Origin of the sequence: Futiania mangrovi (assembly GCF_024158125.1) — a bacterium.
Lineage (GTDB): Bacteria > Pseudomonadota > Alphaproteobacteria > Futianiales > Futianiaceae > Futiania > Futiania mangrovi.
Window position 1 is genome coordinate 85,573 of record NZ_JAMZFT010000001.1, and the last position, 19,768, is coordinate 105,340.

Below are 19,768 nucleotides of genomic sequence, written 5' to 3' on the forward strand. Positions count from 1 at the left end.
TGCGAAAGGGGCGCAGCTTTCGCCGCGCCCCCTGGCAGCAACGCGACGCCTTGCCCGTTATTCCGATTTCGGCAGGTTGAAGAGGCTGTCTGCGTCGATCTCTTCCTCACGCCCGTCCGCGCGCAGGTCGTCGGGGTGGGTATCCTCCGCGAGGCTGTCCGCCGCCGGCATGAGCGTCGCGCCCTCTGCCGCCTGGGGATTGTCCTTGGCGAGCTTGGCCTGCGCCTTCTGCACGGCCTGGTCCAGCTCCACCTGCGTGCAAAGGCCGATCGACACGGGGTCGATGAACTTGAGGTTGGCGGCATTCCAGTGCGTCTTCTCGCGGATCGCCTGGATCGTCGTCTTCGTCGTGCCGATCAGCTTCGAGATCTGCGCGTCCGAAAGCTCCGGATGGTAGCGCACCAGCCAGTTGATCGCGTCCGGCTTCTCCTGCCGCTTGGAGACGGGCGTGTAGCGCGGCCCCTTCTGCTTGATCTTCGGCAGGGCGAGGTCGCGCGCGCGCATCTTCAGGCTGGCGGCGGGATCGGCCTCGCAGCGGGCGATCTCCTCGCGCGTCAGTTCACCCGCCGTGACCGGGTCGCGCCCCTTGATGCCCTGCGCCACGTCGCCGTCGGCGATGCCCTGCACCTCCAGCACGTGCAGGCCGCAGAAGTCCGCGATCTGGTCGAAGGACAGGGTGGTGTTGTCGATGAGCCAGACGGCCGTCGCCTTGGGCATGAGCGGCGTGGACATGGCGCCTCCGCAAACGATGTTGATCGGGTCTCGTTACAGCTTCTCTCCGGGCCGCGCCGGGGCTTTTCCGGTGCGCCGTCACCACGTATTCTCGCGATGGACGGGAAATTCGCCCCGTATATAGGCAATTTCCCCTGCAATGAAAAGCGCCTTGGCGGCTGCGTACTCAGTCCATCGTCAGGATGACCTTGCCCACGTGCCCGGAGGCCTCGAGATAGGCATGCGCCTCGGCGCCTTGCGGGAAGGAAAAGGTCTTGTCGATGACCGGCCCGACGCGCCCGCTCTCCAGCAGCGGCCACACCTCGCGCTCCAGGGCTTCCGCGATCTCGGCCTTCTGCTCGACCGTGCGCGGCCGCAGGGTGGAGCCGGTGATGGTCAGCCGCTTCACCATCATCTTCACGAAATCGACCTCGGCCTTCGAACCCTGCAGGAACGCGATCTGCACCAGGCGGCCCTCCAGTGCCAGCGTGTCGATGTTCTTCTGGATGTAGGGACCGCCCACCATGTCGAGGATCAGGTCCACCCCCCGCCCGTCGGTCAGCGTCTTCGCTTCCGCCACGAAGTCCTGCGTGCGGTAGTTGATCGCCTTCTCCGCCCCCAGCTTCTCGCACGCCCGGCACTTCTCGTCCGTCCCGGCGGTGGCGAACACGCGCGCCCCGCGCGCCGCGGCCAGCTGGATCGCGGTCGTGCCGATGCCGCTCGACCCGCCGTGGACGAGGAAGGTTTCCCCCGCCTGCAGGCGCCCGCGGTCGAAGACGTTGGTCCAGACGGTGAAATAGGTCTCCGGCACGCCGGCCGCACTGACCATGTCCATGCCCGCCGGGATCGGCAGGGTCTGGGCGGCGGGCGCGGTCACATATTCGGCGTAGCCGCCGCCCGCGACCAGCGCCATGACCTTGTCGCCCGCCTTCCAGCGGTCGACGCCGGCGCCTGCCGCCACCACTTCGCCCGCGACCTCGAGCCCGGGCCACTCCGGCGCGCCCTTCGGCGGCGGATAGCCGCCCTTGCGCTGCGCGATGTCGGGGCGGTTCACGCCCGCGGCGGCAACCTTGATCAGCACCTCGTCATGTGCCGGTTGCGGCACTGGCCGCGTGGCCGGCTTCAGCACCTCCGGCCCGCCCGGCTCGGTGATCTCGACGACGGTCATGGTTTCGGGAAGCGGCATGGCGGACGGCCTCTTGTCTTGATTGATGGGTGTCGCCCCGGGACAATAGCCCGTCGGGCCTGGCGGTCCAACCGGGGCCGGACGCATGCGCCAATGCAGGGAGGGAAAGGCGATGATCTGGGACGAGGTGCCGCCGCCGAAGCCTGAGGGGATCGTACCGGGCGCGGATCTGTCGCGCCTGTCGATCGGGGAGCTTGAGGAGCGCATAGCGACGCTCAAGGCGGAGATCGCACGGGCCGAGCAGGCCATCTCGGCCAAGCGCGCGAGCAAGGATGCCGCCGATTCCGTCTTCGGCGGGCCGCGTTAACCGGGCCTTAAGGCTTCCCGTGCTTTAACCATGAGGCGTGCCGCGATCCGGCACGGCCTGGTGGACGATCCTCCACCTTTTTCGATGCCTCCCTGTTAGACTTGAGCCGTGCCTGTCACGGCTCTTTCTTTTTGCGCCCGCCGCCCGCATCGTGGGCCATGATCGGGGCCGGACAGGGGGGCGAGGCCAATGCTTTCGATCCCGCGCGTGCCGTCCCGGCGGACAGCCGTCGTCGTGGCGCTGCTCGGCCTTCTGGCGGTTAGCCATTCGGTCCTCTTCATCCGCCTCGCCGACGCGCCGGCGGTCACCATCGCCTTCATGCGGGTTCTCGTGGGCACGCTCGTGTTCGCGCCGTTCGGCGCCGCGGCGCTGCGCGCTCTCGAGGGGGTCGATCCGGGCATCATGCGGCGCGCGGTGCTGTTGTCGCTGGGCAGCGGGGCGTTCCTCGCGGCGCATTTCGCAAGCTGGATCGCCTCCATGCAACGGGTGAGCATCGCGGAATCCATGGTGCTGGTCAGCCTGACACCGATCTGGATCGTGCTGATCGACGCGGCGCTGGGCCGCGGTGCGCCGGGCCGTTTGCTTGCCGGCGCCATCGCGCTCTGCCTTGCGGGCACGGCGGTGCTGGGCTTTCAGGGCGCGCAGCGTGTGGACGGCGACCTGCTCGGCCTTGGCCTTGCGACGGCGGGGGGCGTGTGCATGGCGGTCTACCTCACGGCCGGGCGCACCGCGCGTCAGCACCTGCCGGTCACGGCCTATGTGACGCTGTGCTATGGCTCCGCAGCGGCCTGGCTCCTTGCGGGCGCTTTGCTGGGCGGAGTTCCGCTGGGCGGTTTCGGCGAACAGACATGGGCGGCGATGATCGCGCTCGGCCTCGTGAGCCAGGTAATCGGACATACGAGCTACAACTGGACGCTGGGCACCCTGCCGCCGGTCTTCGTCGCGGTCTGTCTCCTGGGGGAGCCGATTCTCGGTGCGCTGCTCGGCCTCCTCTACCTGCAGGAGGCGATTCCGCCGGGCGCCGCCGCGGGTGGGGTCCTGATCCTCGCCGGCCTCGGACTGGCGCTGGCAGCAGAACTGCGGAAGGCGGGCTGAGGCGGCCCGCGCGCCGACCGCAGCCTGGCCAGGGGCGAAAATTTGACGGATCTGTCATCGGCCTGACGCATGGCGCTTGACGAAGATCGACAGCCACGGCTACGATCCTTCTCGACAGGCAAGTCTGACAGGGATGCGTCAAAAAGAATTGGGGGGCTGGCGGTTTTCAGGAACCGGCAGCCCTTTTCAAAAGGACGCAGAAGATAAGCCAGGGGAGACCGAACGGGGCTGCCGCGCGACCGCGCGGCGGCCCCGTTTGCTTGCGCGTCCGCCCTGCGTTCGCCGCCGTTCTCTTTTTCCACAGGCCGCCTCCCGAAGCGTCACGATGCGGCACGGACTGTGCATTACCGGAGCAATGGACGTTCCAGGACGTCCCCGAATGATCCAGCCGGGGCACAATCGGCGGATGAGCACAGGCGGCGGGGCACAATGATGAGCAGCGTGGGTGAGCAGTTGCACACGGCAGGAAGGCAACAGGACAGGGCGGACATGGTCGCGCAGATCGGCGCGCGCCAGTTCGCGAGTTCGGCGGTTTTCTACAAGACCTTCGACGAGGCCATGGCGCTGGTGCAGGAAACGGCGGCCTATCTCGATGGGCAGGGACGCTTTGAAAGTCAGGATCTTGGCCGGGATTGCGCCCTTGTGTACGCCGCCGAAAGCATGCGTCTGACGACCCGGCTGATGCAGGTGTCGTCGTGGCTGCTGGCGCAGCGCGCGCTGCAGAAGGGGCAGATCGCATACGCCGAGGCTGCGGGGCCGAAATACCGGCTGTCCATGCCTGAGCCGTCGGTTGCACCGAACCCGCGTGTCCTGTCGCAGCTTCCGGACCGGTTCGTCACACTCATATCGCGTAGCCGCAGACTTTACGCCCGTGTCAAAAGGATTGACACGCAGCTGTACGGCGAGGGCGATCGAACGCAGCTTGCGGAGCCGCCGTTTGCCCATCACATCCGCCGTATCGAGGCTGCTTTCGCACCGGCGTTGCGCATGGACACCGCGCAGGCCGAGCCGCGGCATTCGCGTGGCGGCCGCGCCTGACCGGCGCGGCCAGCCCGGCATCGTTCAAGGGGGGCAGGCGCGCAAAGGGCGCGGAGGGGGAAACCCGTCCGCGCCCTTTCCGTCTTGAGGTGCGCCGCTCGAGGGCAGAACAGGGGCGCGTTACACCGCGCCCATGCGTTCGGCCGCTCAGCTCTTGATGACGCCGAAGCCTTCGAACCGCTTCTTGAAGCGGCTGATGCGGCCGCCCGTGTCCATCAGGCGCTGGGTGCCGCCCGTCCACGCCGGGTGGGACCTGGAGTCGATGTCGAGGGTGAGCGTGTCGCCCTCTTTCCCATAGGTCGAACGGGTCTGATAGGTCGTGCCATCGGTCATGGCGACGGTGATCATGTGGTAGTCGGGATGTCCGTCTTTCTTCATGACGCTCACTCCGCGGATGCTGCCGGTGATGCCTTGCGCGCCAGCGTGCGGGCCCGTGGCATAGGTTCAAGCGGCGCTCTATAGACGAGGAACGGGCGGCCTGCAAGGGGCGGCGGCGCTCTGCGCGCCGGATGGGAGCGTTGCGGCCTGCCCCGGCGCTTGGTAAGCACGGTTCGGCGTTGTCTTGAGACACGAGTTTGCCGAGCAGGGACAGCATGAGCCAGACGTCCGAGCCGCATTCCGCCACAACGTCGGCGCCGTCCGCCGCCGAGGAGGGCGTCCGCCCCTCGTCGCGCTCGCTGGGGCCCCTGGCCGGTCTCTGGCCTTTCGTGCGGCCGCATCGCGGTCTCGTGACCGGGGCCGTCATCGCGCTGATCGTGGCGGCGCTCGTGACCCTGACGGTCCCGATGGCATTCCGGCGGATGATCGACAACGGGTTCGCCGCATCGAACGCGGCGTTCATCGACAAGTACTTCCTCATGCTGATCGCGGTTGCGGGCCTGCTGGCCATGGCGACGGCGGTGCGCTTCTACCTGGTCACGCGACTGGGAGAGCGGGTGATCGCGGACCTGCGCGAAGCGGTCTACGCCCATGTGCTGAAACTCTCGCCGGAGTTCTTCGCGGTCCAGCGGACGGGAGAGGTTTTGTCGCGGCTCACGACCGACACCACGGTCATCCAGGGCGTCGTGGGGTCGAGCGCGTCCATCGCGCTGCGCAACATGCTGCTGCTTGTGGGAGGGCTCGCCATGCTGATCGTGACGAGCCCGAAGCTGACCGCGCTCGTCTTCGTGCTGGTGCCCGTGGTCGTCGGGCCGATCATCGTGCTGGGGCGCAAGGTGCGACGGCTGTCGCGCCTGTCGCAGGACAAGGTGGCCGCCTCCAGCGCCTTCGCGGGCGAAAGTCTCTCGGCGATCCAGACGGTCCAGGCCTTCACGCACGAGGGGGCGGACGCACGCACCTTCCGCGGCCTGGTGGAGGAGGCTTTCGATGCGGCGCTGGGCCGCGTGCGGGCCCGCTCGGCGCTGACCGTCATCGTGATCTTCCTGATTTTCTCCGGAATCGTCGGCATCCTGTGGCTCGGCGCGCAGGACGTGCTGACGGGTGCGATGACCGGCGGGGAGCTTGCGCAGTTCGTCCTCTACGCGGTGTTCGTCGCGGGTGCGGTAGGGGCCCTGTCGGAGGTTTGGGGCGAGGTGCAGCGGGCGGCCGGCGCGACCGAGCGGCTGATGGAACTGCTCGACGCCAAGCCCGCGATCCGCGCGCCCGAAAGCCCCGTGGCGCTGCCCGTACCGGCGCGTGGCGAAGTGGCCTTCGATGCCGTGAGCTTCCGTTACCCGATGCGGCCCGACCGGTCGGCGCTCGACGAGGTGAGTTTCACGGTTGCGCCAGGGGAGACGGTGGCGCTGGTGGGGCCCAGCGGTGCGGGAAAGAGCACGGTCTTTCAGCTTCTTCTGCGCTTCTACGACCCGCAGACGGGCCGCGTGCGCATCGACGGGGCCGACCTGCGCAAGGCGGACCCGGCGGACGTGCGCGCGCGCATCGCCATCGTGCCGCAGGACACGGCGATCTTCGGCACCGACGCGCTGGAGAACATCCGTTACGGCCGCCCGGCCGCCACCGAGGAGGAGGTGATCGCCGCCGCGAAGGCCGCCGCCGCGCACGACTTCATCGAGATGCTGCCCGACGGCTACCACACCTTCCTGGGCGAGCGGGGCGTTACGCTCTCCGGCGGCCAGCGGCAGCGGCTCGCCATTGCCCGTGCGCTGCTGAAGGACGCGCCGATCCTGCTGCTCGACGAGGCGACGAGCGCGCTCGACGCGGAGAGCGAGCGGCTGGTGCAGACCGCGCTCGAACGGCTGATGGAGGGGCGCACGACGCTCGTCATCGCGCACCGGCTCGCGACCGTGCGGCGCGCCGACCGCATCCTCGTGATGGAGGACGGCCGCATCGTCGAGACCGGCACGCACGAGGAATTGTCGGCCCGCTCCGGCCTCTATGCGCGGCTCGCGCGTTTGCAGTTCGGGGCCGAGGTGGCGCCGTTGCGGGCCGTTACCGCTCCGTCAGCTTGAACTCGATCCGGCGGTTGCGGGCGTAGGCCTCCGCCGTCCGGCGGTCGTCGATGGGCTGGAAGGAGCCGAAGCCGGCGGCCGCGAGGCGTTCCTCCGGGATACCGCGGCTGCTGAGGAACTTCACGACCGAGACGGCGCGCGCCGTCGACAGCTCCCAGTTCGACGGGAACTCCGGCGTGCTGATCGGGCGGGCGTCGGTATGCCCGTCGACGCGGACGATCCAGTCGATGTCGGGCGGGATCTCCGGGATGATGCGCAGCAGGACGTCCGCCAGCCGCTCAAGCTCCCCGCGCCCGTCCGCGCCGATCTCGGCGGAGGCGACCTCGAACAGCACCTCGGACTGGAAGACGAAGCGGTCGCCGCGGATCTCGATGCCCGCCGTGTCGCCGAGGATCTGGCGCAGGCGTCCGAAGAATTCCGACCGGTAGCGCTGCAGTTCGCTGACTTTCTCGGCGAGCGCGGCGTTCAGCCGCTGGCCGAGGTCGGCGATCACCACCTGCTGCTCCTGCGTGCGCGCCTCGGACGCATCGAGCGCCTCCTGTAGCGACGCAAGCTGCTGGCGCAACACGGCGACCTGCTGGTTGAGGAGGAGGAGGGCGGCCTCGGCCTCGTTCGCCCGGCCCGTCTGTTCCTTCAGCGTCTCGCGTGCCGCGGCGATTTCTTCCTGCGTGGCGGCGGCCTGCTCGCGGGCCCGGTCGGCGCTGTCGCGCGCGGTCTTGAGATCCGCCGAGAGCGAGGACAGAGCCGTCTCGCGCTGGGCCAGCAATTGTTCGAGCCGCCTGCGCGCCTCCGCGGCGAGCAGTGCGCGCTGTTCGGCGTTGCTCAGTTCGCCGGTGAGGCCTTTCTTCTCGGCCTCCAGAAGCTCCGCGCGGGCGCGCGCCTCCTCCAGCTTGCGGGCGAGGTCGGCGCGCTGTTGTTCCGATAGCGCCTCAAGCTCGGCCATCGCGCTTTCGAGCCGTGCCGCCTCCGCCTCCGACGCGGTCGCGCGCGAGGACAGGCTGTCGGCAAGGGCTGCAAGCCGGTCGCGCTCCGCCGTCAGCGCGCCGACCTCGGTGCGGGCCTGGTCGAGATCGCCCCGCGTCTGCGCAAGCAGCCGGGAGAGGCGGTCGCGCTCGTCCTGCGCATCCGAGAGGCGGGCGAGCGCGCGGTCGCGCTCCACCCCCAGGGTGGCGAGCGAGGCTGTCGCCTCGCTCAGGCGGGAGGAAAGCGTCTCAGTCGTCTCCTGCTCGATGGCGAGCAGGCTCGACAGGTCCGCCACCTCGCGCGTCAGGCGGTCGAGCTGTGCGTCGCGCCCGCTGATCGCCTCCGACAGGAAGAATTGCGCCAGCATGAACACCGACAGCAGGAACATGACCACGAGGACGAGCGCGGTCAGCGCATCGACGAAGCCGGGCCAGTAGTCGCCCTGCAGCCGCCGTCCGCGTGCCGACCGGATGGCCATCGCCTACCCCCGCTTCTCCGCGCTGGCAGCCACGGTGCGGGCGAGCATGCGGATCTCCGCGCGCAGCTCGTCGATCATGTCGGCGCGTCCGGCGGCGTTTTCCTCCAGCAGGCGCTTCACATAGACGTCGACGTTGCGGATGTGCCCGCGCGTCACCTCGTCGATGGTAAGCTCCCGTGTCTCGGCTATGTTCGCGATACGGTCGAGCGCGGGCTTCAGCTCGTCCTGGCGGTCGGCGAGCGCCTGCAACTTGCCCTGCTCGGCCTGCAGGGCCTCGGTCAGCGCCATCAGCCGCTCCGCAAGCTTGGCAACCGCATCGCCGGAGCGGACGCGCGCGGCCTCCGCCTTCTCCAGCGTGCGCTCCATCCGCTCCAGGCTCTCCGCCGTGCGTTCCAGCAGCGCGCCCATGTAGGCGGGCATCGCGTGGTCGCCCTCGACCGCCGCGCCGGCGCCGATCTTCGTCTGACCGGAGAGCCACTCCTCCAGGTCGTTGTAGAAGGCGTTCTGCGCCTGCCCGAGCTGCAGGTCGAGAAAGCCCAGCACCAGCGAACCCGACAGGCCCAGCAACGAGGAGGCGAACGCCGTGCCCATGCCGTCGAGCGGCGCTTCCAGCCCGCGTTTCAGGTCGTCGAAGATGCTCGTGATGTCGCCCGAGCCGACATTGAGCGAGCGGATCGTGTCGACGATCGCGCCGATGGTCGACAGAAGCCCCCAGAAGGTGCCGAGCAGGCCGAGGAAGATCAGCAGGCCGATCAGGTAGCGCGCGATCTCCCGGCTTTCCTCGAGCCGCGCGCCTAGCGAATCGAGGATCGAGCGCATCGACAGTGCAGAGAACGCGCCGCGGCTGCGGTTCTGCCGCAGCATGGCGGCGATCGGGGCGAGCATTGAGGGCGGCACGATCACGTCGACGCCGCTGCGCCCTTCCATGTAGGCCTCGATCCAGTTTGTGGACCGGCCGAGCAGGAAGACCTGCCGCAGGATGTAGACGATGCCGAGAAGGGCTGTGGCGATGATCAGCCCGTTGAGCACCGGGTTGGTGGAGAAGATGTTGATGATCTCGCGGTGAAGCGCGGCCGTGACCAGCGTCACCAGCGCGAGAAAGATGCCCATGCGCACGAGAAAGCGTGTCGGCCGTGTCACATCCGACGGGCGTGCGTCCAATGTCGCCATGCGCCAGATCGCTCCGTCTCAAGATGGCGGGACCCGACGGCACGGGACCCGCGGGCCACCCGGACTCCCGAGGTGATTCGGGATGTCACAGACTGTACCGGTTCGGGGCGGCGATGGCGAGACGGCGTCCGGACGGGGCCGGGCCGCGGCTCAGGCGCTGCCGTCCCCGTCGCCGGAGATGCCGGCTTCGGGCGCCTCCGCGGGCGCTTCCGCAGCGGCCTTGCGGGCGGCCTCCCCGCCGCGTGCCGCGCTGCGCAACAGCTTGCGGACGGGGTCGTGCAGGTCGGCGTTCGCGGCGAGCACGCTGCCGGTCTCGAGAATGTCGGGGCCGCCCAGGACGTCGGTCACGGTGCCGCCGGCCTCGCGCACCATCAGGATGCCCGCGGCCATGTCCCACGGCGACAGCCCCCGCTCCCAGAAGCCGTCGTACCGCCCGGCCGCCACATAGGCGAGGTCGAGCGCCGCCGACCCGAAGCGGCGGATGCCGGCGACGCGGTTGGTGATCTTGACGAGGTCGCGCATCAGGGCGTCGTGGCCGGGCTTGCCCGCATAGGGGATGCCGGTCGCAAGCAGGGCCTGCGTCAGGTCGCGGCGGGCCGACACGCGCAGACGCCGGTCGTTGAGGTACGCGCCCTTGCCCTTCTCGGCCCAGAACAGCTCGTTCTTGACGGGATCGAAGATCACGCCCGCGGCGATCCGCCCCTTCTGCTCATAGGCGATGGAGATCGCCCAGTGCGGCAGGCCGTGGAGGAAGTTCGTCGTGCCGTCCAGCGGGTCGACGATGAAGCGGTGCTCGTCGGCAAGGCCGCCGCCGGTCACCCCCGTCTCCTCCATCAGCAGGCCGAACTCGGGCCGGGCGCGCTTCAGCTCCTCGCCGATCACCTTCTCGGCCTTGCGGTCGGCGGCGCTGACGAAGTCGGCCGGGCCCTTCTTCGAGACCTGCAGGTGCTCGACTTCGTTGAAGTCGCGCAGGAGACCACGCGCCGCCTTGCGGGCGGCGCCGATCATGACGGTGACGACGGCGGAGTGGCGGGGGGCGTCCATCGCGGGCTCAGTCCGCCCGCCGGACGTATTCGCTGGTCTCGGTCGCGACGATGACCTTCTCGCCCGTCGACATGAAGGGCGGCACCATAACGCGCACGCCGTTCGACAGGATCGCCGGCTTGTAGGAGGCGGCTGCCGTCTGGCCCTTCACGGTCGGCTCGGTCTCGACCACTTCGAGCGTCACGTATTCGGGAAGCTGGCAGGAGATGTAGGTGCCCTCGTGGCTCTCCAGCATGACCTTCATGCCTTCCTGGAGGTAGACGGCGCGGTCGCCGACGAAGTCGCGGGGCAGTTCCACCTGCTCGAACGATTCCTGGTCCATGAAGACCAGCATGTCACCGTTCTCGTAGAGGTACTGGAAATCGCGCTGCTCCAGACGGACGCGCTCCACCGTCTCGGAGGCGCGGAACCGCTCGTTGAGCTTGCGGCCGTCGAACAGGTTCTTCAGCTCGACCTGGTTGTACGCGCCGCCCTTGCCGGGCTTCACCGCCTGCGTCTTGACCGCGACCCAGAGCGTGTCCTGGTGCCGGATCACGTTGCCGGGGCGGATTTCATTGCCGTCGATCTTCATCGGCATCACCGTCCATCTGAAAAGAGCGCGCCGCTCGGGGAACCCGGAACCGTCTTGCCCGTTCCAGCGAAGCGGGCATGGACAGGCGGGACCCTTGCGGCGAATGTGGGCAGCTATCTAGCAGGGCGCGCACGGGCTTTCAACGGCGGCGGACAGGCGGGGCCGGGACGGACACATGCGGGTGCTGGTCATCCTCAACGCGGACAGCGGACAGGGCGAAGCGCGCGAGGCTGCATTGGTCGCACTGCGCAGGGCGGGAATCGAGATCGCGGACGCGCCGGACACCCGCTCCGCGCGGGAGGCCCGCCAGCTTGTCCGCGCCGCCGCGCACTGGCGCAAACGTGCCGACGCCGTGGTCGTGGGCGGCGGGGACGGCACGATTTCGGGCCTGGTGAGCGCGCTGCTGCTGACGGACCTGCCGCTTGCCATCCTGCCGCTCGGCACGGCCAACGACTTCGCGCGCGGGCTTGGCATTCCGGACGATGTCGACGAGGCGGCACAGGTGATCGCGGCAGGCTGCGTGCGCCGCGTCGACGTTGGAGAGATTTCGACCGCGCGCCGCCGCAAGGTTCATTATTTTCTGAACGCTGCCGGCATCGGGCTCGCGAGTGTGGCAGCGCGCGCGAGCGGGGGGTGGGCAAAGCGCGTGCTGCGCAGCCTCGCCTATCCGCTGGCGGTGGCCCGGGCCGCCGTCCGCCTGCGGCCCTTCTCCGTCCGGATGACCCTCGATGGGACGGAGCGGGAGATGCGCGTCCTCCAGGTCTCCATCGGCAACGGCCGCCATTTCGGCGGCGGCGCGTTGCTCTCCCGTGGGGCCAGCGTGCGCGACGGGCTGGCGGAGGTTGTCGCCATTCCGAAACCCCGCCTGTGGGAGGCCGCCCGGATCGCGCTCAGCGCCCGGCGGGGCGGACTGGGCCGGACGCGGACCGTGCATCTGGGCCGCGCCCGTGACATCCTGATCGAGACGCGCGGGCCGCGGCGGATCATGGCCGATGGCGATCCTGCCGGGCGTACCCCGGCGCGGATCCGGATCCGGGCCGGGGCGCTATCGGTAATCGTGCCGGCGCATCCTGCGGCGGTAACCGGCATCCCGGCGCAGCAGAGGAATGAGGACGGCATGGAGCCCATCGTTCGCGATCCGCAGGAAGAGGCGCTGGCAGCGCTGGTCCGTGCCCTGATGTTCGCGGCTTCCGGCTACGCGGCGGGTGCCGAGCATGGTGGGGAGAACGCCGACGCCGCGGAACGGCTGTCGCGCGAGCGGGCCGAGGATGTCGCGCGGTTCGAGGGGCATATTCGTGCGCTTGGCGCATTGCCGCCGGATCGGGAAGCCGACCGGCAAGCGGTGCGCGACATGATCGCCGCCGCCCGGACGGCATTGGTGCAGGACGCCTTCTCGGGACGCGCGGCGGAGGAGGAGGCCGTGCTCGACGCGACCGTCGCCGCTCTCGACGTGGCGGACGGAGAGGTTCTGAGGCGCGACCTCGTCGACCTGCGCGACCGGGTGGAAGCGCAGCTTCAGCGGCTGGCGCCGGGCTGACGCCGGAACGGGACCGCGCGGCCCTCAGGACCCCGCGGCTTCGTCGAGCAGCCTGTTGAACGCGGCCACAGCCGCTGCAGGGCCGTCGGGATGGTTCCAGATGCCACCCGAAACCGCGATGAAGTCGGCACCCGCCTCGACCAGGCTTGCAGCGTTCTCCAGCGTGATGCCACCGATGGCGACGCAGGGCACCTCCGCGATCTCCGACCAATTGCGCAAGAGGTCGAGATCGGCGGCGGTCTTCGGCGTCTTGGTTGCCGTCGGGAAGAAGGCGCCGAACGCGACATAGTCGGCGCCGGCCTCCGCCGCCTCATAGGCGAGGTGCCGGGAATCGTGGCAGGTCACGCCGACGATGGCGTCGGCGCCGAGAAGGGCGCGCGCCTCCGCATAGGGCGTGTCCTCCTGCCCGATGTGCACGCCGTCGCAGCCAAGTTCCTTCGCAAGGTCCGGCCGGTCGTTGAGAAGCACCGCGACGTCCGCGCCCTGCGCGACGGGCAGGATGGCGCGCGTGACGGCGCGGATGTGGTCGTCAGTGGCCGGGGTGCCGCCGGCGTCCTTCAGCCGGATCTGCAGGCAGGCGACGTCGCCCGCGGCAAGCGTCTTCATCAGCAGCGCGGCAAACGCCTGCGGATCGTCGATCCGCGGCGGCGTGATGAGGTAGAGACGGCAGCGGTCTTCCGGCGCGATCTTCTGGGTGGGCTCTGTCATGGAGCGTCTCTCATGTCCCCGGCGTGTCCATTGGGGGGAGGCGCGCTCCCCGAAACGCGGCGGGGCCCCCGAAGGGACCCCGCCAGCCTTGTCCTTCCGTGCCTGATAAAGGGGCGCTTACGCGGCCTTTTCAAGCCCCTCCGACCACTCGCCCTTGGCGGCGAGGCCGTTCATGCGGGCGCGGTGCGCGAAGGCGCGCTGGGCGGCGGACCAGTTCTCGTCCTTGCCGCCCCAGGCCTTCAGCGCCGCCTGCTGCAGCGCGCGGCCATAGGAGAAGGAGAGCGCCCAAGGCAGGTTGCCGATCTTGTTCATGGCGTCGAGGTGGGCCGTCGCCTCCTCCTCCGACTGGCCGCCGGAAAGGAACACGATGCCCGGCACCGCCGCCGGGACCGTGCGCTTCAGGCAGGCCACGGTCTTTTCCGCGACCTCGGCCACGGAGGCCTGCTTCGCAGACTTCTTGCCGGCGATCACCATGTTCGGCTTCAGCAGCGTGCCTTCCAGCCGGACGTTGGCGAGGTAAAGCTGGTCGTAGACCTCGTTCAGGACGGCTTCCGTCACCTCGAAGCAGCGGTCGATGTCGTGGCCGCCGTCCATCAGGACCTCCGGCTCGACGATCGGAACCACGCCATGCTCCTGGCAGATCGCGGCATAGCGGGCGAGTGCGTGCGCGTTGGCGACGATGTTGCCGCGCGTCGGCACGCCGTCGGCGATGTCGATCACCGCGCGCCACTTGGCAAAGCCCGCGCCCAGCGCGGCATATTCGGCCATGCGCTTCGACAGGCCGTCGAGGCCTTCCGTTACCTTCTCGCCGGGGAACAGCGCCTGGTCCTTGGCGCCCGCGTCGACCTTGATGCCGGGCACGGAGTCTGCGTCCGCGATCAGGGAGATCAGCGGGCTGCCGTCGCGGGCCTTTGCGCGGAACTGCTCGTCATAAAGGATCACGCCGGAGATGTGGTCGCCGAAGCCCGGCGTGCGGAACAGCATCTCGCGGTAGCCGTTGCGGTTCGCCTCGGTCGACTCCACGCCGATCTGGTCGAAGCGCTTCTTGATGGTGCCGGTCGATTCGTCGGCGGCGAGGATGCCGCGGCCCGGGGAAACGATCTTGTGAGCGGTGGTTTCAAGCTTCTCGATGTTCATCTGTCCTGGCCCATCTCGATTTGAGGCGGTCTGAGTTGCGGGAGTGTGTCATTTGCGGAGGGCAGCGACGCCCGGAAGCGTCTTGCCCTCCAGCCACTCAAGAAACGCGCCACCCGCGGTGGAAATATAGCTGAAATCCTGCGCCACGCCTGCATGTGCCAGCGCCGCGACCGTGTCGCCGCCGCCCGCGACCGTGACGAGGCCGTTCTCGCGCGTGAACCTGGCCGCCAGTTGCGCCGCTGACGTGGTGCCCTTGTCGAAGGGCGCGATCTCGAATGCGCCGAGCGGGCCGTTCCAGACGAGCGTCTTCGCGGTGCGGAACGCAGTCTCGATCAGCGCCAGCGTGTCGGGGCCCACGTCGAGGATCATCTCGTCGGCCGCGATGTCCGACAGCGCGACGGTACGCGAGGCCGCGCCCGCCTTGAACTCGGTCGCGACGGCGGCGTCGACCGGAAGCAGGACCTGGCAGCCGGCCTTTTCCGCCGCCGCGAGGATCGTGCGCGCGGTGCCGGCGAGGTCGTGCTCGCACAGCGACTTCGCCACGTCCACGCCCTGCGCGGCGAGGAAGGTGTTCGCCATCCCCCCGCCGATCACCAGCATGTCGACGCGGGAGACGAGGTTTTCCAGAAGCGCGATCTTGGTGGAAACCTTGGCGCCGCCGACAACGGCCGCGACCGGCCGCTCCGGCTTCTCCAGCGCGCGGGTCAGCGCGTCGAGTTCCTTCTCCATGCAGCGCCCGGCATAGGCGGGCAGGAGACGGGCCACCCCCTCGGTCGAGGCGTGCGCGCGGTGTGCCGCCGAGAAGGCGTCGTTCACGAACGCGTCGCCGAGATCGGCGAACGCCTGCGCCATGGCCGGGTCGTTCTTTTCCTCGCCCGCGTGGAAGCGCGTGTTCTCAAGCAGAAGGACCCCGCCCGCGGGCAGCGCCGCGATGGCATCGGCTGCCGCCGCGCCCACGCAATCCTCGGCGAAGGCCACCTCGCGGCCCAGGTGCTGCGCCAGCGGCGCGCGCACCTGCGCAAGCGACATCTCCGGCACGCGCTTGCCCTTGGGCCGGTCGAAATGGGCGAGCAGGATCACCTTCGCGCCCTTGTCCGCCAGTTCCGCGACGGTCGGCACGACGGCGTCGATGCGGGTGAAGTCGGTGACCTTACCGTCCTGCATGGGCACGTTCAGGTCGACGCGGACGAGCACGCGCTTGCCCGCCGGGTCGAGACTGTCGAGGGTACGGAAATCGCTCATGGGTGTCGGGGAATCCGCTGACTGGGAAGGGGGGCGGAACGCGGACGGGGCGGCGCCTTGCCAGCGCCGCCCCGGTCTCTCGCGTCTCAGATCGTGGCGGCGAAGGCCACCGCCGTGTCCGACATGCGGTTGGAGAAGCCCCACTCGTTGTCGTACCAGGTCAGGATGCGCACCAGCGTGCCTTCCATCACCTTGGTCTGGTCCATGTGGAACACCGAGGAGCGGCTGTCATGGTTGAAGTCCATGGAGACCAGCGGCTCGTCCGTGTAGCCGAGGATGCCCTTCAACTCACCGTCGGCGGCCTCGCGGATCGCGGCGTTGATCTCCTCGACCGTGGTGGCGCGCTTGGCAATGAACTTCAGGTCGACCACCGAGACGTTCGGCGTCGGCACGCGGATCGCGACGCCGTCGAGCTTGCCCTTCAGCTCCGGCAGGACGAGGCCCACCGCCTTGGCCGCGCCGGTCGAGGTCGGGATCATCGACATCGCCGCCGCACGTGCCCGGTAGAGGTCCTTGTGCATGGTGTCGAGCGTCGGCTGGTCGCCCGTGTAGGAATGGATCGTGGTCATGAACCCCTTCTCGATCCCGACCGCCTTGTTCAGCACATAGGCGACGGGCGAGAGGCAGTTCGTCGTGCACGACGCGTTGGAGATGACGCGGTCGTCCTTCGTCAGCGTGCCGTGGTTGACGCCGTAGACGATGGTCTTGTCCGCGCCGTCGGCGGGGGCGGAGACGATCACCCGCTTGGCGCCGGCCTTCAGGTGCGCCGCCGCCTTGTCCTTCGACGCGAAGATGCCCGTGCATTCCATGGCGATGTCCACGCCGAGGTCGCCCCAGGGCAGCTCCTCCGGGTTGCGGATGGCGGTCACCCTGATTGTGCCGCGGCCCACGTCGATCGTGTCGCCGTCGACCGTGACGGTCGCGGGGAAGCGGCCGTGCACGCTGTCGTAGCGCAGCAGGTGCGCGTTGGTTTCGACCGGGCCCAGGTCATTGATGCCCACCACCTCGATGTCCGTGCGCCCCGATTCCACGATGGCGCGCAGAACGTTGCGCCCGATCCGGCCGAAGCCGTTGATCGCAACACGAACTGCCATGCTGATATCCTCCGTCCGCTTGTCTGTCAGAGCCGCGCCCGGGCGGCGTCGGCCACGTTCTCCGCTGTAATGCCGAAGTGCTCGTAAAGAACCTTATAAGGCGCGCTCGCTCCGAAGCCTTCCATGCCGATAAAGGCGCCGTTCTCGCCGGTCCAGCGCGCCCAGCCGAGGGGGCAGGCCGCCTCGACCGCGATGCGCACGGTCGCGGGGTCGACGGTCGCGGTGCGGTAGGCTTCGTCCTGCTGCGCGAACAGCTCCCACGACGGCATGGAGACGACGCGCGTCGGCACGCCGTCGGCCTGCAGCATGTCGCGCGCGGCGACCGCGATCTCGACCTCCGACCCGGTGGCGAGGAGGGTGACGCGCGCCGCGCCGCCCTCGGCCTCCCGCAGGACATAGGCGCCCTTCGCGCTGAGGTTCTCGTCGGTGTGCTCGGTGCGCAGCGTCGGCAGGTTCTGCCGGGTCAGCGCCAGCGCCGACGGCGTGGAGGTCGCCTGCAGCGCGAGCTCCCAGCACTCCGCTGTCTCGACCGCGTCGGCCGGGCGGAAGACCAGCAGGTTCGGGATCGCCCGCAGCGCGGCCATGTGCTCGACCGGCTGGTGCGTCGGACCGTCCTCGCCGAGGCCGATGGAATCGTGGGTCAGCACGTGCACGACCCGCAGGCCCATCAGCGCCGCGAGCCGGATCGCCGGGCGGCTGTAGTCGGAGAAGACGAGGAAGGTGCCGCCATAGGGGATGAACCCGCCGTGCAGGGCGAGGCCGTTCATGCAGGCGGCCATGCCATGCTCGCGCACGCCGTAGTGGATGTAGCGGCCGCCATAGTTCTCCGGCGAGACGATCTCCATGCCCTTGGTGAGCGTGTTGTTGGAGCCCGTCAGATCCGCCGAGCCGCCCACCGTCGCGGTCACGATGGGGTTGATGACCTCCAGCGCCTTCTGCGAGGCGACGCGCGTCGCCATCGCGGGGGCGGTCTCCGACAGGGCCTTCTTGTGCGCGGCGATGGCGGTGGAAAGCTCCGCCGGCAGCGCGCCCGACAGAAGCGCCTCGAACGCGGCGCGCGCGCCGGAGGCGGCGAGCCGGTCTTCCCATGCCTTGCGCACGGCCGCGCCCTTCGCGCCGATGGCGGTCCAGGTGGCGCGGATCTCCTCCGGGATCTCGAAGGGCGGATAGGGCCAGTTCAGCTCCTTGCGGGCGGCCGCGATCTCGTCAGCGCCGAGCGGCGAGCCGTGCACGCCTGCCGTCCCCTTCTTGTTCGGCGCGCCATATCCGATCACCGTCTTGCAGGCGATGAGCGAGGGCAGCGGCGAGGTGCGCGCCCGCGCGATCGCCGCGGCGACCGCCTCGGGATCGTGGCCGTCGACCTCGTCCGTTTCCCAGCCCGCCGCCTCGAACCGCGCCAGCATGTCGCCCGTGACCGCGAGCTTGGTCGGCCCGTCGATGGAGATCTGGTTGTCGTCGAACAGCACGATCAGCTTGCCGAGCTTCAGGTGGCCGGCGAGGCCGATCGCCTCATGGCTCACGCCCTCCATCAGGTCGCCGTCGCCCGCGATGACATAGGTGTGATGGTCGACCAGCGCGTCGCCGAAGCGGGCGTTCATCATCCGCTCGCCCAGCGCCATGCCGACCGCCGTCGCGATGCCCTGGCCGAGCGGGCCGGTCGTCGTCTCGATCCCCGCGCCATGGCCGTACTCAGGGTGGCCCGCCGTCCGGGAGCCGAGCTGGCGGAAGTTCTTCAGCTGCTCCAGCGGGAAATCCTCGTACCCCGTCAGGTGCAGCAGAGAATAGAGCAGCATGGAGCCATGGCCCGCCGACAGCACGAAGCGGTCCCGGTCGGCCCAGTCGGGCCGCTTCGGGTCGAACTTCAGGAACTGGCGGAACAGGACCGTCGCCACGTCGGCCATGCCCATCGGCATGCCGGGGTGGCCCGACTTCGCGGCTTCGACGGCATCCATCGACAGCGCGCGCAGGGCGTTGGCGAGGGGGGTGTGGTCTGTCGTGGGTGTCGTCATCGGTTCCGGTACACTCGCGTTCTGTCAAGATGGCTGGGCCGGGATCCGGAAACGCGGAATCGGGCGCGTCTCGCCCCGGCTGCTCCAGCGGCGGGCGGCACCGGCCGTGCCCTTGTAGGAAACGCAAGGCATCCCGTGCCGGGACCGCGAAACTCGTCGCGCGGGAAAGGCCGGTCCCGAACGTATCCGGGTGAGGTCCGCGCCCGCGGCGCGCGCAACATGGCGAGGCTTCCGGGGGGCGTCAAGCCTTAAGCGCCCGCGTGCCGCACGGTTTCCTCGTGGCCATGCAGGGGCGGGATTCCGGCAGGTGCCAATCCCGCCCCACCTGTGCTAAGGCAGGCGGTGAGGTGCGGGCTGCAGGCGGGTGTCAGGTCCGCAGATGCGGCCGCATCGGCGGGGGGCTGATCGGAGGTGAGACATGAGCGATCTTGAGACGGCCCTGTCACGGCTCGAACAGGCCTTTTCGGCGCTGGACGGCGCTGTCGAGGAGGCGGCCCGGCGCCGGGGCGACGTGGGCCGGCTGCTGGAAGAGATGGAGACGCTGCGCGGCGAGCGCGAGGAGCTTGCCGCCGAGGTCGCGCGCCTGCGCGACGCGCGCAGCGTGGCGGACGAGGTGGATGCGCGGCTCGAGGCGGCGATCGGCCAGGTCGAGGGCATCCTCGCGCTTGACCGCGCGGGCGGCTGACGGAGGACGGTTCCGATGGCCAATGTTTCGGTGGAGATCAATGGGCGCGGCTATCTGGTCACCTGCGATCCGGGGCAGGAAGACCGGATCCGGGCGCTGGGACGCCACATCGACGGTCATGTGCGCACCCTGGTCGAAGGGGGGGTGCGCACGTCCGACATCAACCTGCTGCTGCTCGCGGCCCTGACGGTCGCCGACGAATATTTCGAGGCGCGCGCGGCCGCCAACCCGGATCAGGCGCGCGCCAACGGCAGCGGCGTGCCGGAGGAGGAGCTTGCGCGCATCCTCGACGGCATGGCCGACCGCGTGGAGGGCATTGCGGCACGGCTTCGCGAGGCTTAAGTTC

Annotated in this window: 19 protein-coding genes; 7 read left to right on the forward strand and 12 right to left on the reverse strand. The window is 69.4% G+C overall.

Annotation, left to right across the window (positions count from 1 at the left end):
* Positions 1-57 precede the first annotated feature (57 nt).
* Both NJQ99_RS00405 and NJQ99_RS00410 read right to left on the reverse strand, forming a co-directional pair.
* On the reverse strand, positions 58-732 hold the full coding sequence (locus NJQ99_RS00405; RefSeq protein WP_269330831.1) for a DUF1013 domain-containing protein: 675 nt from the start codon (positions 730-732) through the stop codon (positions 58-60).
* A gap of 166 nt (positions 733-898) precedes the next feature.
* Positions 899-1,897 carry an NAD(P)H-quinone oxidoreductase gene (locus NJQ99_RS00410; RefSeq protein ID WP_269330832.1) on the reverse strand — a complete coding sequence of 333 codons (999 nt, stop codon included), beginning with the start codon at positions 1,895-1,897 and terminating at the stop codon, positions 899-901.
* Between the two features lie 112 nt (positions 1,898-2,009).
* Between NJQ99_RS00410 and NJQ99_RS00415 the strand changes: the two genes are divergently transcribed.
* The 3 genes from NJQ99_RS00415 to rcdA all read left to right on the forward strand — a co-directional run bounded on the left by NJQ99_RS00415 (position 2,010) and on the right by rcdA (position 4,337).
* Entirely contained in the window at positions 2,010-2,204 is a 195-nt protein-coding gene (locus NJQ99_RS00415; protein WP_269330833.1) for a DUF1192 domain-containing protein, read from the forward strand.
* Between the two features lie 189 nt (positions 2,205-2,393).
* Positions 2,394-3,299: a DMT family transporter gene (locus NJQ99_RS00420; RefSeq protein WP_269330834.1), complete on the forward strand. Its 906-nt coding sequence runs from the start codon at positions 2,394-2,396 to the stop codon at positions 3,297-3,299.
* A 489-nt stretch (positions 3,300-3,788) separates the two neighbouring features.
* Positions 3,789-4,337 carry a protease adaptor protein RcdA gene (gene rcdA / locus NJQ99_RS00425; protein ID WP_269330835.1) on the forward strand — a complete coding sequence of 183 codons (549 nt, stop codon included), beginning with the start codon at positions 3,789-3,791 and terminating at the stop codon, positions 4,335-4,337.
* Positions 4,338-4,484: 147 nt separating this feature from the next.
* Here rcdA and rpmE read toward each other — a convergent pair whose 3' ends face one another.
* Positions 4,485-4,715, reverse strand: coding sequence for a 50S ribosomal protein L31 (rpmE, locus tag NJQ99_RS00430; protein WP_269330836.1), 231 nt, complete (start codon positions 4,713-4,715; stop codon positions 4,485-4,487).
* Between the two features lie 215 nt (positions 4,716-4,930).
* On the opposite strand from rpmE, the gene NJQ99_RS00435 reads away from it, so the two are divergent.
* Positions 4,931-6,784 (forward strand): ABC transporter transmembrane domain-containing protein, encoded by a 1,854-nt coding sequence (locus tag NJQ99_RS00435; RefSeq protein ID WP_269330837.1) that lies wholly within the window; start codon positions 4,931-4,933, stop codon positions 6,782-6,784.
* Here NJQ99_RS00435 and NJQ99_RS00440 read toward each other — a convergent pair.
* The 4 genes from NJQ99_RS00440 to efp all read right to left on the reverse strand — a co-directional run bounded on the left by NJQ99_RS00440 (position 6,765) and on the right by efp (position 11,010).
* Complete coding sequence (locus NJQ99_RS00440; protein ID WP_269330838.1) at positions 6,765-8,225, reverse strand: peptidoglycan -binding protein; 1,461 nt, start codon at positions 8,223-8,225, stop codon at positions 6,765-6,767. The two genes, NJQ99_RS00435 and NJQ99_RS00440, sit on opposite strands and share 20 nt — an antisense overlap.
* A gap of 3 nt (positions 8,226-8,228) precedes the next feature.
* Complete coding sequence (locus NJQ99_RS00445) at positions 8,229-9,395, reverse strand: flagellar motor protein MotA (protein WP_269330839.1); 1,167 nt, start codon at positions 9,393-9,395, stop codon at positions 8,229-8,231.
* A 150-nt stretch (positions 9,396-9,545) separates the two neighbouring features.
* Complete coding sequence (locus tag NJQ99_RS00450; protein WP_269330840.1) at positions 9,546-10,439, reverse strand: inositol monophosphatase family protein; 894 nt, start codon at positions 10,437-10,439, stop codon at positions 9,546-9,548.
* Between the two features lie 7 nt (positions 10,440-10,446).
* The gene (gene efp / locus NJQ99_RS00455; RefSeq protein WP_269330841.1) at positions 10,447-11,010 is read right to left on the reverse strand and encodes an elongation factor P; all 564 of its coding nucleotides are present in this window, start codon (positions 11,008-11,010) and stop codon (positions 10,447-10,449) included.
* Between the two features lie 175 nt (positions 11,011-11,185).
* Here efp and NJQ99_RS00460 point away from each other — a divergent pair, with 175 nt between their 5' ends.
* Positions 11,186-12,547 carry a diacylglycerol/lipid kinase family protein gene (locus tag NJQ99_RS00460; RefSeq protein ID WP_269330842.1) on the forward strand — a complete coding sequence of 454 codons (1,362 nt, stop codon included), beginning with the start codon at positions 11,186-11,188 and terminating at the stop codon, positions 12,545-12,547.
* Between the two features lie 24 nt (positions 12,548-12,571).
* Here the strand turns inward: NJQ99_RS00460 and thiE are convergent, their stop codons facing one another.
* From thiE to tkt, 5 genes are all read right to left on the reverse strand, one after another.
* On the reverse strand, positions 12,572-13,255 hold the full coding sequence (gene thiE / locus NJQ99_RS00465) for a thiamine phosphate synthase (protein WP_269330843.1): 684 nt from the start codon (positions 13,253-13,255) through the stop codon (positions 12,572-12,574).
* A gap of 117 nt (positions 13,256-13,372) precedes the next feature.
* Positions 13,373-14,392, reverse strand: coding sequence for a class I fructose-bisphosphate aldolase (locus tag NJQ99_RS00470; RefSeq protein ID WP_269330844.1), 1,020 nt, complete (start codon positions 14,390-14,392; stop codon positions 13,373-13,375).
* Positions 14,393-14,440: 48 nt separating this feature from the next.
* Positions 14,441-15,634, reverse strand: coding sequence for a phosphoglycerate kinase (locus tag NJQ99_RS00475; RefSeq protein WP_269330845.1), 1,194 nt, complete (start codon positions 15,632-15,634; stop codon positions 14,441-14,443).
* A gap of 86 nt (positions 15,635-15,720) precedes the next feature.
* Positions 15,721-16,728: a type I glyceraldehyde-3-phosphate dehydrogenase gene (gene gap / locus NJQ99_RS00480; protein WP_269330846.1), complete on the reverse strand. Its 1,008-nt coding sequence runs from the start codon at positions 16,726-16,728 to the stop codon at positions 15,721-15,723.
* A gap of 26 nt (positions 16,729-16,754) precedes the next feature.
* Positions 16,755-18,737: a transketolase gene (tkt, locus tag NJQ99_RS00485; RefSeq protein WP_269330847.1), complete on the reverse strand. Its 1,983-nt coding sequence runs from the start codon at positions 18,735-18,737 to the stop codon at positions 16,755-16,757.
* Between the two features lie 418 nt (positions 18,738-19,155).
* Between tkt and NJQ99_RS00490 the strand changes: the two genes are divergently transcribed.
* Positions 19,156-19,422: a DUF4164 family protein gene (locus tag NJQ99_RS00490; RefSeq protein WP_269330848.1), complete on the forward strand. Its 267-nt coding sequence runs from the start codon at positions 19,156-19,158 to the stop codon at positions 19,420-19,422.
* A 15-nt stretch (positions 19,423-19,437) separates the two neighbouring features.
* Positions 19,438-19,764: a cell division protein ZapA gene (locus tag NJQ99_RS00495; RefSeq protein ID WP_269330849.1), complete on the forward strand. Its 327-nt coding sequence runs from the start codon at positions 19,438-19,440 to the stop codon at positions 19,762-19,764.
* Positions 19,765-19,768: the final 4 nt, after the last annotated feature.

Bases quoted from the DNA above. Each gene is read 5' to 3' on its own strand.
- efp (WP_269330841.1), bottom strand. From the start codon at position 11,010: ATGAAGATCGACGGCAATGAAATCCGCCCCGGCAACGTGATCCGGCAC.
- NJQ99_RS00445 (WP_269330839.1), bottom strand. From the start codon at position 9,395: ATGGCGACATTGGACGCACGCCCGTCGGATGTGACACGGCCGACACGC.
- thiE (WP_269330843.1), bottom strand. From the start codon at position 13,255: ATGACAGAGCCCACCCAGAAGATCGCGCCGGAAGACCGCTGCCGTCTC.
- NJQ99_RS00460 (WP_269330842.1), top strand. From the start codon at position 11,186: ATGCGGGTGCTGGTCATCCTCAACGCGGACAGCGGACAGGGCGAAGCG.
- NJQ99_RS00440 (WP_269330838.1), bottom strand. From the start codon at position 8,225: ATGGCCATCCGGTCGGCACGCGGACGGCGGCTGCAGGGCGACTACTGG.
- gap (WP_269330846.1), bottom strand. From the start codon at position 16,728: ATGGCAGTTCGTGTTGCGATCAACGGCTTCGGCCGGATCGGGCGCAAC.
- tkt (WP_269330847.1), bottom strand. From the start codon at position 18,737: ATGACGACACCCACGACAGACCACACCCCCCTCGCCAACGCCCTGCGC.
- NJQ99_RS00420 (WP_269330834.1), top strand. From the start codon at position 2,394: ATGCTTTCGATCCCGCGCGTGCCGTCCCGGCGGACAGCCGTCGTCGTG.
- NJQ99_RS00435 (WP_269330837.1), top strand. From the start codon at position 4,931: ATGAGCCAGACGTCCGAGCCGCATTCCGCCACAACGTCGGCGCCGTCC.
- NJQ99_RS00490 (WP_269330848.1), top strand. From the start codon at position 19,156: ATGAGCGATCTTGAGACGGCCCTGTCACGGCTCGAACAGGCCTTTTCG.
- rpmE (WP_269330836.1), bottom strand. From the start codon at position 4,715: ATGAAGAAAGACGGACATCCCGACTACCACATGATCACCGTCGCCATG.
- NJQ99_RS00410 (WP_269330832.1), bottom strand. From the start codon at position 1,897: ATGCCGCTTCCCGAAACCATGACCGTCGTCGAGATCACCGAGCCGGGC.
- NJQ99_RS00475 (WP_269330845.1), bottom strand. From the start codon at position 15,634: ATGAGCGATTTCCGTACCCTCGACAGTCTCGACCCGGCGGGCAAGCGC.
- NJQ99_RS00495 (WP_269330849.1), top strand. From the start codon at position 19,438: ATGGCCAATGTTTCGGTGGAGATCAATGGGCGCGGCTATCTGGTCACC.
- NJQ99_RS00450 (WP_269330840.1), bottom strand. From the start codon at position 10,439: ATGGACGCCCCCCGCCACTCCGCCGTCGTCACCGTCATGATCGGCGCC.
- rcdA (WP_269330835.1), top strand. From the start codon at position 3,789: ATGGTCGCGCAGATCGGCGCGCGCCAGTTCGCGAGTTCGGCGGTTTTC.
- NJQ99_RS00470 (WP_269330844.1), bottom strand. From the start codon at position 14,392: ATGAACATCGAGAAGCTTGAAACCACCGCTCACAAGATCGTTTCCCCG.
- NJQ99_RS00415 (WP_269330833.1), top strand. From the start codon at position 2,010: ATGATCTGGGACGAGGTGCCGCCGCCGAAGCCTGAGGGGATCGTACCG.
- NJQ99_RS00405 (WP_269330831.1), bottom strand. From the start codon at position 732: ATGTCCACGCCGCTCATGCCCAAGGCGACGGCCGTCTGGCTCATCGAC.